This window comes from Ferruginibacter sp., assembly GCF_031391665.1.
Classification (GTDB): domain Bacteria; phylum Bacteroidota; class Bacteroidia; order Chitinophagales; family Chitinophagaceae; genus Ferruginibacter.
Window position 1 is genome coordinate 1 of the sequence record NZ_JANMUN010000171.1, and the last position, 12,207, is coordinate 12,207.

Here is a 12,207-nt window from a genome sequence, read left to right on the forward strand (position 1 = left end):
ACCCAACAAAAGGAAAAGCATTAAGCCGTGAAGATATTTTACAGGATATTACTACTATGAAGCGTTTCAATTTTAACTGTGTTCGTTTATCCCACTATCCCAGCGACCCGTATTTATTAGACCTCTGCGATGAATTTGGCATCTTGGTAATTGATGAAGCCAATTTAGAAACACATGGCCTCGGTGGAAAATTAAGTCATGATGCGATGTGGGCAGGCACTTACATCGAACGCATCAGCCGTATGGCATTGCGTGATAAAAATCATCCATCCATAATAATGTGGAGCCTGGGTAACGAAGCCGGCAGCGGACCTAATCATGCAGCCATGGCCGCCTGGATACATGATTTTGATATTACAAGACCATTGCATTACGAGCCTGCAATGGGAAGCCAAAAAGAAGAAGGTTATATCGATCCCTCCGATATAAAATATTTAAAAAGCAACGATCATTCGCACCGCATTCAAAATCCTTTAGATCAGTATTATGTTGATGTAGTGAGCCGGATGTATCCTTCGGATTACACAGCGCCTCTGCTTGCCAACCAACCTAACGGTGATAGCAGGCCGATATTTTTTTGTGAGTATGCACATGCCATGGGTAACAGTGGTGGAAACCTAAAAGACTTTTGGGATCAGTGGAGAAACACCAAAAGAATTATTGGCGGCTGCATCTGGGAATTTAAAGACCAGGCTTTATTAAAAAAAGATTCCGCAGGTGTTGAGTATTATGCTTATGGTGGCGACTTTGGAGAAAAATATTTCGACAACTTTACCATTAAAGGAATAGTGAATGCTGATGGAAAACCGAAAGGCGTGATGTTTGAATGTAAAAGAATTTTTCAGCCTATAACATGTGAATTGATAGATTCAAAAAAAGGATTGATAAAAATAACTAACCGAAGTGCGGTAAAAAATACCAATACCTATAACGCTATTGTGTTAATAAAAGAAGATGGTTATGTTATTGTGGCTAAAGATATGCCGGCAATAAATATTGAAGCAGGTAAAGATTCGGTAATTAGTATTGCTGATTACCTGCCCGAATTAAAAGCCAATGCCGAATATCATGCAGCTATTCGTTTTGATTTAAAGGAGGATGAACTTTGGGCGGGCAAAGGATTTGAAGTTGCCTCCGATCAGTTTCAAGTAAAGGCTGCGATTAAACAAAAAAATACTGCCGGTGATTATGAGTTTATTGTTCGTTACGGATTGACCGGTGTAGAAATAAATAATGCAAATTTTTCATTGACCATTAGTTCAACTGATAAAGGAGGATTAAGCTCTTACATAGTAAACGGGGTTCAGCAAATTTATCAACCATTGGTTCCTCACTTTACACGTCCTTTAACAGACAATGATAAACGTGGTTGGAAACCGCAACGAAAATTGAAACAATGGTATGATAATGATTTGGTTCTATCGAAAACAAATACATCAAAAGAGGAAAATTGTATTGTTATAACTAATCAATACACATTAATACACGACAGTGCTTTGGTGAATGTAGCTTATCATGTTTATGCAAACGGAGTGATAAAGGTTGATTATACGCTCAATGTAAAACCCGGTTTACCCAACATGCCTAAAGTAGGTATGCAAATGGGCATACTCAGAAGTTATGAAAATATTGAATGGTTTGGCAAAGGCTCTATGGAAAATTACATTGATAAAAATTATGGAGCCGATGCTGGCGCTTACCGCTTACCACTGCATCAATTTATGGAAAATTATGTGGTGCCGCAGGAGAATGGTAACCGTACCGATGTACGCTGGATGTTTTTATACAACAAACAAAAAGACGGATTGTTAGTTGTTGCCGATAGTTTATTAAGTATGAGCGCATGGCCATATACCGAAGAGAATATTCAAAATGCAAAGCATACTAATAAATTAAAAGATGCCGGCTTCATCACTTTAAATATTGATTTGATACAAATGGGTGTTGGTGGTAACGATAGCTGGAGCGATGTGGCTGCGCCATTGGAAAAATATCAAATAAAAGCAAAGGATTACCAGTACAGTTTTTATTTATTACCGTATAATGCAAAAGAAAACAATGCTTCAGAAAAAGCAAAAGAAATAAAATTCTAAAATGAATAAATATTTGCAAGGGGTCGAAAAATTAAAACACAGTACTGTATTTTCAATTGCCGTGGTCTTTATGTCAAGGATAATAATGTTAATGATGAGTACTTTTAATAAAGTAATTGTGTTTTCAATTGCTGGCCTTCATGTCAAGAATAACAATTTTAATTATGAGTACTTTTAGTAAAGGAATTGCATTTTCAATTGCCCCGGCCTTCAGGCCGGGGATAGCAAAAGTTTTCTTTTGCTGGGCTTTAGCCCAAATATTTTTTTTGAATGCCTTTTCACAAAAGGAAGTGCCGCAAAATATAATGCAGCAAATTTACGGGCAGGTAAAAACGCCATACAAATACGGGTTGGTATTAACGCCTGAAAATGATAATAAAAAAATAGATTGCCCATCTGTATTTAAAAAAGGAAAAAACTGGTACATGACCTATGTTGTATTTGATGGCCGTGGTTACGAAACCTGGTTGGCAAAAAGTAAAGACTTATTACATTGGAAAACGCTGGGGAAAATATTAAGTTTTGGCGATACCACTTTCAAAGAAAATAGTAATTGGGATGCTAATCAAAAAGCCGGGTACATAGCCTTGCAGGATTACAATTGGGAAGGTTCTTATCAATTACAAAAGTTTAACCAAAAATACTGGATGAGTTATATTGGTGGAAAAGAGAAAGGTTACGAAACGGGTAAACTCAGCATAGGAATAGCAAGCACCAATAAAAATATAACTAAAGCACATTTATGGCAGCCTTTTATCGATCCTGTTTTATCCATGAGTGATATTGATGTACGCTGGTGGGAGAATAAAAAATTATTTAAAAGCACCATCATCTGGGATAAACAAAAAACCCTGGGTCATCCATTTGTAATGTATTATAATGCCAATGGTGATACCAGTAACAACACTCCCAAATGGCGCTGGTTCGAAAGAATAGGCATGGCTGTAAGTGATGATATGATCAATTGGCAACGATACCAAACCGATCCGGTGGTGCATCATAAAATTGGTATTACCGGCGATGGTGTAATTCAAAAGATTGGCAATGTGTGGGTGATGTTTTATTTTGGTGCATTTTGGGAAGGAAGAAAAGATGCCTTCAACCGCTTTGCCTGCAGTTATGATTTAGTAAACTGGACAGATTGGAATGGCGATGATCTCATTAAATCATCAGAACCTTTCGATGCAAAGTTTGCACACAAACCCTTTGTGTTAAAATGGAAAGGTGTGGTGTATCATTTTTATTGTGCGGTAGATAATAAAGATCACAGAGGTATTGCAGTAGCAACAAGTAAGCCCCTGTCCCCTAAAGGGGAACTTAGGTAGAAACTATCTGCTGGTATTGTTTGTTCGTTTAAAACAAAACTATCTTGAAAACAAAGTATAAAAATAAAGCAGTACAAATATTAATATTTGTGTGCTTTGTACCTTAGTGGGATAAAAAAAATGAAGAAACATTTAAAATATTTTTTACTACTTACGCTGTCACTTATTTTAATAAGCGAAGCAAACGCACAAACAAAATCAATCGGTGCAATCGAAGAAAATTTTCTTCACCCACCAGCCTCCGCAAAACCCTGGGTGTTTTGGTATTGGATGCATGGTGCAGTTTCTAAAACAGGCATCACTGCCGATTTACAAGCCATGAAAGAAGTTGGTATTGGTGGTGCTTATTTAATGCCCATAAAAGATACGTCTGCTGCAATTCCGTTTCAGCCACAGGTAAGGCAACTAACGCCTGAGTGGTGGGTCATGGTAAAATTTGCCATGCAGGAAGCAAAGCGATTGGATTTGCAGCTTGGCATTCACGTTAGTGATGGTTTTGCCCTCGCTGGTGGCCCATGGATAACGCCGGAGCTGAGCATGCAAAAGTTAACCTGGACAAAAACATTTATTCAGCGTGGAAATAAAAGCCCCATTCAATTACCACAGCCAGAAACAAAAGAAAATTATTACAAAGACATTGCAGTATTTGCGTATCCTGCAAATTATAAAAATGAAGTCAGCAACAGTACGCCTGTTATCACTACAAGTAATGGAACCGATGCTTCTTTTTTATCCAACAGCAAAAGCAAAGAAACTTTTAAAAGTGATACTGACTGCTGGATACAATACAGTTACCGGCAATCCATAACAATACGGCAGATCAAAATAAAAAAACAAAACAATGCGTATCAATCGCAGCGTTTTATCATTCAGCAAAGTAACGACAGCATAAATTTTACTGCAGTAGATACATTACATCCACCACGCCATGGCTGGCAGGATTGGGATGAAGCCTACACACATGCTATAAAAAACTTTACTGCAAAATACATTCGCTTTGTATGGCAAAAAAACGGCAGCGAACCCGGCAGCGAAGAACTGGATGCTGCAAAATGGAAACCTGTTTTACGGGTGCAGGGAATTTATGTAAGCGGCGAACCGGTAATTAATAATTACGAAGCAAAGAATGGAAGTGTATGGCGCATTGCTGCAGCATCGGATAGTTTGCAGGTAAATGAAAAAGATGCTGTTCCTGTAAATAAAATTATAGATCTTACTGGAAAATTATCTTTAAACGGAAAATTAAACTGGGTAGCTCCGGCAAATGAAAACTGGATAGTTGTGCGTATCGGGCACACTTCCACAGGTTATACCAATGCAACAGGCGGCGGCGGTAAAGGATTAGAATGTGATAAATTTAATAGCGAAGCAATTACATTGCAATTTAATAATTGGTTTGCAAAATTTTATTCCAATACAGACCCTTTGCTTGCTGGTGAAGTAATAAAAATGTTTCATGTAGATAGCTGGGAATGTGGCAGCCAGAACTGGAGCAAAAATTTTGCAATTGAATTTAAAAAGAAAAGAGGTTACGATTTAATGCCGTGGTTATTGGTTATGACAGGAACGCCAATTAAAAATGCAGCAACATCAGAAAAAATATTACATGATGTACGACAAACCATTGCAGAATTAGTTAACGATAAATTTTATGCAACACTTACTAAACTGGCGCATCAAAAAGGATGTGCATTTAGTGCAGAAAGTATTGCACCAACATTTGTTAGCGATGGTATGATGCATTATAAATATGCCGACATACCCATGGGAGAATTTTGGTTGAACAGTCCCACACATGATAAACCGAATGATATGCAGGATGCTATAAGTGGCGCACACATTTATGGAAAAAACATCGTACAGGCAGAAGCATTTACAACATTACGAAGTGATTGGGGCGAACATCCCGGAAATTTAAAAGCATTGGGCGACAGGGCATTTGCTGCCGGTATCAACAGGTTAGTACTGCATGTATTTATGCATAATCCATGGCTGGATAAAAAACCCGGAATGACACTGGACGGCATAGGATTATTTTATCAGCGTGACCAAACATGGTTTAAACAAAGTCAAGTTTGGATAGATTATTTAACCAGGTGCCAGGCCTTATTGCAATTAGGAAAACCTGTTGTTGATATCGGTGTTTTTACAGGCGAAGAAATTCCACGGCGTTCGATATTGCCGCAAAGATTAGTACATACATTGCCCGGTATTTTTGGAAAAAGAAAAGTACTGGAAGAAGATATACGGTTAAAAAATGAAGGACAAGAACAAAGGCAAATGCCAGAGGGAGTTTCGCATTCAGCAAATATCGCTAACCCGATTAATTATTTGGATCCACTGAATGGTTATCAATATGATGGTTTTAATCCTGATATTTTAATGCAGATGAAAGTAAAGGATGGAAGAGTATATACTCCGCAGGGTAGCAGTTTTGCAGTGCTAGTAATTCCTGGTAAGGAGCCAATGAATCCTGCCGGAACTATGAGTACTGCTGTTGCTGACAAATTAATACAACTTGCAAAGGGAGGAGCAAAAATTATTATAGATAAAGAATATGCTGCATTGCTAAAAGTAAGTAATAATTTTATTGAAGGCCCATACACAGAAAATAGTTTTGAAAATTTAGGGGTGAAGAAAGATATTATAATAGAAAAAAACTGGCACCGTATTACATGGACTCACCGGAAGCTGGATGATGATGCTGATATTTATTTTTTATCCAATCAATCAGCAGCTATAGAAGAAGTTAATATACAGTTTAGAGTAAAGAATAAAATTATTGAAACTGCATCATTTAGTGAAGGTTATATTTACAGGTATTTTGATCTTTCGGAGAGGAATGATATCGAAAAGCAGCATTTCAATCTCGAGCCTTACGAATCTAAATTTATTATTTTCAGAAAGCCACTTGTTGCCGAATCTATTGTTATGGCACCAGATAAAGAGAATCAAACTATTCTTTTAAATGATAATTGGAAATTAAAAATTCCACAAAGCGATACTGTTATATTAGACCGTTTAATCAGCTGGCATTTAATGAAGGACAGCATATTTAAATTTTTCTCTGGTTCTGCAGTTTATACTAACACTTTTAATTTTACACCGGATCAAATAAAAAAAGCTAAACTTTCAATAGCATTTGATTCTGTTTGCAACATCGCTACCATAAAAATTAACGGTATAGATTGCGGTACATTATGGACCCCCCTTTATCAACTGAACATTACTAAAGCAATTAAATCAGGGGAAAATAAAATTGAAATAGAAGTAACCAATACTTGGCGCAACCGATTGAAAGGCGATGAGCTTTTACCTGACAGACAAAGAACAACTTTTTACAACTCTCCTTATTACTTAAGCAAAAAGCCATTACTCCCTTCGGGCATAATGGGTAATGTGAAAATTACGATAAGAAAACAATGGTAATAAAATGCCGAGGTTTAATTCTGGCCTTACCAATCATCTGTCCTGAATGAGGAAACCGGATAACCCTCCACACTAAATAATTCTCCATTTACAAAATCTTTAAAAGCATATCTCACTGCAACTGGTTTTAAAACTTGCGACGAGGTTAACTGAACAGTACCATTTCTGATGAGGGCTTGTGCAGGATAAAATATTTTATCAGCACCCCCAATTTCAAATTGTGTAATAGGTTTACCAAAACTGGTTAAGCCATTAGGCGCAAATTTAAATTTTATGGTGGCCATGCTGTCTTTAACTATAATAGAATCGTATGCCGGACTTTGAAATGCAAACCCTTTAAACAAATAAGTATCACCTAAAGCCAAATAAGCAAAACGCTTGCCCACAACTTCTTTGTTAGCAGGATGAATACTTTTATCTTCGCCTGCATCCATTAAAACAACTATGCCACTGTTAGGTATAGCCGCTGCAGCTTTTCTTTGTGCATCACGTAAATAAGCCGAATTCATTTTTTCTGTTTTGTTACCGGCATAATTATAAGTATAGGGAGCAATCTGAGCAAAATAAAAAGGGAAATTTCCCTGTCCCCATTCGCTGCGCCACAACTGCACCATTGCAACAAATAATTTTTCGTATTGATCAGGCCGTTCATAATTACTTTCGCCCTGGTACCAAAGGCAACCTTTAATAGTAAAGCCTATAACGGGATGTATCATCCCATTATATAAAGTAGCAGCGTTTTTATTATTTAATTTTTCTGTGCCCTTTGCAGATGGCACAATTATTTCAGGAAATAATTTTAACGATTCACTACTCATAAATGCCTCGGCAGGCGAGCCACCATAACTTACATTAATTAACGCAACAGGTATTTTTAATTGTTGTTGCAGTAATCTGCCAAAGTAGTAGGCTGTCGCAGAAAAATTGCTGATGTTTTCGGGACTGGCATTTTTCCATGCAGCATTTTTACTGGTATCTTTTGCAAATCTTTCTACTGCACGGGGCACCGTATAAATTCTTATTTGATCGTTGGCAGAATTAAAAACTGCATCGTTACTGCCCATGAGGGGCTGGTCTTTAAAACCTTTCATTGGCATTTCCATATTGCTTTGTCCGCTGCATAACCATACTTCGCCAATTAAAATATTTTTTATAATCACGGGGTCACCATCCGAAATAGAAATACTGTAAGGTCCGCCTGCAACCGGTGTAGCAATCTTCATCATCCATTTTCCATTGCCATCCGCAATGGCAGAGTAACTTTTTTTATTCCAGGATGTAATTATTTTAATAGCTGCATTTTGTTTTGCCCAACCCCAAACAGCCGCATTAGATTGTTGTTGCAATACCATGCCATCACTAAAAAATGAAGGCAGTTGTACTTTTGCCGAAAGAAAAAATGGGATAGCTATTATTGCAATAATACTTGCAGCGATGATTTTTTTAAATGCAATCATTGTGAGTGGTTTGCTGTGAGGAACGAATATAGAGTAAAAGTTTTCTATTGGCATCTGGTACTGTTATTTTTAATGCTGTTTATTTATTGCCAGTTATAATTTGTTGCTACTCTGATTAATGTTTACTTTTTTGCTTGCCCCCCGAAACAGCCCACAAACCTTTCTCGGGGCAGGCAAAAAAGTAACAAAAAAGGAGCCCCGGGATTGAATACAGCCCAATCCCGGGAAGCAGCGATGGTGAACATTTGTACTACTGTGTCTTCAACATTTTTAATTCAGGCCTTTAGCCATTAACAAAACTTGCTTAAATTAAAAAAGGTTCAACAAAAAAGAAGCCATGCTACGCTACTCAGTAAAGAGTTTGAAGTATGGGCCTCGGAAAAAATTTCGTAGCTTTTTTTTCCGCAGCCCTTGATCCTGCCTGCCGGCAGGCAGGTTTTTCTTCTTTTCATCAAGGAAAAGAAGAAAAGCAAAATCTTAATGCAATTTTATTTAATAATAGAAGCCGGAGTCAGTGAGTTATAAGGCTTGCAAAACGTTGCAATCTGCAATGACTTAAATAAGATTATTACCCCTTGCAAATATTTCAGTAATTTTCAATTCTAAATCGATTGGATTGTAAGCATGAAAGAAATTAAAGACAATAAAGAAGGATCGCATAAAAATATTTGGTACGGCCTGGGCCGCCAGCGTATCGAAATTCCTAAAACTATTTTAAAATCCCGGGTACAAAATAATTTGCTGTTAAAGCATTTGCATATTTGTTCAATTGGTTTTTACCCCAAAGCAAAAGATCATTATACTGCCAGAAAAAAAGGCTTGCCGGAAAATTTTATTTTTTATTGTGTGGATGGACACGGCTGGTACGAAATTGAAGAGCAACGTTACCGGGTAGGTCCCAACGAGTTTTTTATACTCCCTCAAAATAAAGCGCATGCTTATGGCGCAGATGCCGATCATCCATGGAGTATTTACTGGATACATTTTGGCGGCGATGGTTTACCGGCATTTAATAAAACTATGGCTGTACAAAAACATTTTAAACCATTCTTAATAAAAAACAATGCACAAACTATTGCCATATTCACTAAAATTTATAAAGCATTACAGTTAGGCTACAGTATCGATAATTTATTATTTGCCAACATGTGCCTCACTCATTTTCTTACTTTATTTATTTACAATACCCGGCATTACGAGTCGGTTGAAAATGATACACCCGATTGTGTGGATAGTGCCATACTATACATGCAGGAACATATCGACGAAAATATTTCATTAAACAATCTGAGTAAGCATTACAATTATTCGGTCTCCCGTTTTTCTAATTTATTTAAACATAAAACGGGTTACGCTCCAATAGATTATTTTTTACAGATGAAAATGCAAAAGGCCTGTCAGCAGTTAGATTTTACAACTCATGCAGTAAAAGCCATTGCTTTTGATATGGGCTTTGATGATCCGTATTATTTTTCAAAAAGATTTAAAACTATCATTGGTGTATCTCCAAAAAAATACCGGGCATTAAAAAAGAGCGAATAATTTTTTGCTTACCACAAAATAAATAATGAAGTATATAATTATTTTTTACGTTTTACTTTTTGTTAGTGTTGCAATAAATACAAAAGCACAAAACAGCAAATATAATATTGTTTGGAATTCGCAAAGCAACAATGCTTCGGAAAGTATGCCCTGCGGTGGCGGCGATATTGGCATGAATGTGTGGGTAGAAAATGGAGAGCTGTTAATTTATGCAGCAAAAAGCGGCAGCTTTAATGAAGACAATGCATTGATGAAAGCAGGAAGAATAAGAGTAAAATTATCTCCCAATCCATTTGATGGAAAATTTTTTAAACAGGAACTCCATTTGCAACAGGGATATGTAACGGTTGAAGGAGAAAGCAATGGCGTAAAAGCAACAGTAAAAATTTGGGCCAATGTTTTTAGTTCGGCTGCACATATTGATATAGCTGCTAACAAAAAAATTGTAGCTGAAGCCGCTTACGAAAGCTGGCGATACCAGGATAGAATAATAAAAGCAAGAGAAAATTTTGCCAACTCCTATAAATGGGCTGCACCCAAAAATAATGTGTACAAAAAAGATAGTATTGATTTTAACAGCAATGAAGTTTTATTCTATCACTACAACACTGCACAAACTATTTTTGATGTTACTGTTGCACAACAGGCAATGGAACCGGTAAAAGATCAATTGTACAATCCACTTGGCAAACTGGCATTTGGCGGTTCTTTCAGTGGAAAAAATTTTATACCAGCAGGCACTTACGAAGGCGAATACGTAAACACCAATTTTAAAGGTTGGAAATTAAAAAGTACTGCTGCATCAAAAAATCATTCGTTGAATTTATTGTTGCATACGGCACAGGTAGAAGATATTAATGCGTGGAAAAAATCTTTAGATTCCGTAAAGAAAAAATCTGCTAATGTTGTTATAGCGTTTTATAATACACAGCTTTGGTGGAAAAATTTTTGGAACCGAAGTTTTATCGAAATAGATAATGCTCATGTAAATTCAAAAGCATGGGAAGTGGGTAGGAATTTTCAATTGTTCCGTTATATGCTGGCCATAAATGCACGTGGTGAATGGCCAACAAAATTTAACGGCGGCTTATTAACTGTTGATCCGGTTTTTACAGATACCTCAAATAAACTAACGCCAGATTACCGCAATTGGGGTGGCGGTTTACATACCATGCAAAATCAACGGTTGGTTTATTTTCCTATGATAAAAAATGGCGATTGGGATTTATTACTGCCGCAATTAAATTTTTATTTTCGAATTTTAAAAAATGCTGAACTAAGAAGTAAAGTGTACTGGAACCATGGCGGCGCCTGCTTTACAGAGCAAATGGAAAATTTTGGGTTACCCAATTTTGCAGAGTATGGACAAAAACGACCTGCCAATTTTGATAAGGGTGTAGAGTACAATGCATGGCTGGAATATGAATGGGATACGGTGTTGGAATTTTGTTTGATGATGCTGCAGGAAAATGAATACACCGGAAAAGATATCAGTGATAAAATTCCTTTTATTGAAAGTTGCTTGCAATTTTTTGATGAGCATTATCAATACTTGGCAAAACAGCGGGGCATAAAAGCTTTGGATGAAAAGGGAAAATTGGTTTTATATCCCGGAAGTGGTGCAGAAACTTTTAAGATGGCATACAATTCTACATCAACTATTGCTGCATTACAAACTATTGCAAAACGTTTAGTTGCATTGCCTCCAAATTTTCTTACTGAAGAAAAAAGAAAACAATGGCAATTATTTTTACAAAGAATTCCAGATTTAAATTATACCCAATTTGATGGTCGCACTACAATTGCACCGGCAAAAACATGGGAACGCATCAACAATGTAGAGTCACCGCAATTGTATCCTGTATTTCCTTGGGGCATTTTTGGCGTGGGCAAACCTGGTTTAGATACGGCTATCAATACCTTTTTGTATGATACCAATGTGGTAAAATTTAAAAGTCATGTTGGTTGGAAGCAGGATAATATTTTTGCTGCAAGACTGGGATTAACTGACGAAGCATGGAAACTAACCAGTTTAAAACTCCAAAATTCTGAAAGAAGATTTCCTGCATTTTGGGGTCCGGGTTTCGATTGGGTGCCCGATCATAACTGGGGCGGCAGCGGCATGATTGGCCTGCAGGAAATGTTATTACAAACTGCAGGAAATAAAATATTTTTATTTCCTGCATGGCCAAAAAATATTGATGTGCATTTTAAATTACATGCACCTTACAATACAACAGTAGAAGCTGAAATAATAAATGGAAATTTGGTAACACTAAAAGTGATGCCGGCAGAAAGAATGAAAGATATAAATGTATTGCTGAAATAAATTATGCGGTCATTAGATATGAGGCTTTGCTG

6 protein-coding genes are annotated in these 12,207 nt (G+C 36.8%); 5 read left to right on the forward strand and 1 reads right to left on the reverse strand.

The window, feature by feature from the left end:
- The 3 genes from ACY651_RS12615 to ACY651_RS12625 all read left to right on the forward strand — a co-directional run.
- Nucleotides 1-2,093: glycoside hydrolase family 2 TIM barrel-domain containing protein (locus ACY651_RS12615; protein ID WP_462253254.1), on the forward strand; the 2,093-nt coding region annotated here is incomplete at its 5' end.
- Nucleotides 2,094-2,257: 164 nt separating this feature from the next.
- The gene (locus ACY651_RS12620) at nucleotides 2,258-3,418 is read left to right on the forward strand and encodes a glycosylase (RefSeq protein ID WP_462253256.1); all 1,161 of its coding nucleotides are present in this window, start codon (nucleotides 2,258-2,260) and stop codon (nucleotides 3,416-3,418) included.
- Between the two features lie 120 nt (nucleotides 3,419-3,538).
- Nucleotides 3,539-6,847 carry a glycosyl hydrolase gene (locus ACY651_RS12625; RefSeq protein ID WP_462253258.1) on the forward strand — a complete coding sequence of 1,103 codons (3,309 nt, stop codon included), beginning with the start codon at nucleotides 3,539-3,541 and terminating at the stop codon, nucleotides 6,845-6,847.
- 26 nt (nucleotides 6,848-6,873) lie between these two features.
- On the opposite strand, the gene ACY651_RS12630 is transcribed toward ACY651_RS12625, so the two are convergent.
- Entirely contained in the window at nucleotides 6,874-8,304 is a 1,431-nt protein-coding gene (locus tag ACY651_RS12630; RefSeq protein WP_462253260.1) for a sialate O-acetylesterase, read from the reverse strand.
- Between the two features lie 624 nt (nucleotides 8,305-8,928).
- Here ACY651_RS12630 and ACY651_RS12635 point away from each other — a divergent pair.
- Both ACY651_RS12635 and ACY651_RS12640 read left to right on the forward strand, forming a co-directional pair.
- On the forward strand, nucleotides 8,929-9,846 hold the full coding sequence (locus ACY651_RS12635; protein WP_462253262.1) for an AraC family transcriptional regulator: 918 nt from the start codon (nucleotides 8,929-8,931) through the stop codon (nucleotides 9,844-9,846).
- 25 nt (nucleotides 9,847-9,871) lie between these two features.
- Nucleotides 9,872-12,175: a DUF5703 domain-containing protein gene (locus ACY651_RS12640; protein ID WP_462253265.1), complete on the forward strand. Its 2,304-nt coding sequence runs from the start codon at nucleotides 9,872-9,874 to the stop codon at nucleotides 12,173-12,175.
- Nucleotides 12,176-12,207: the final 32 nt, after the last annotated feature.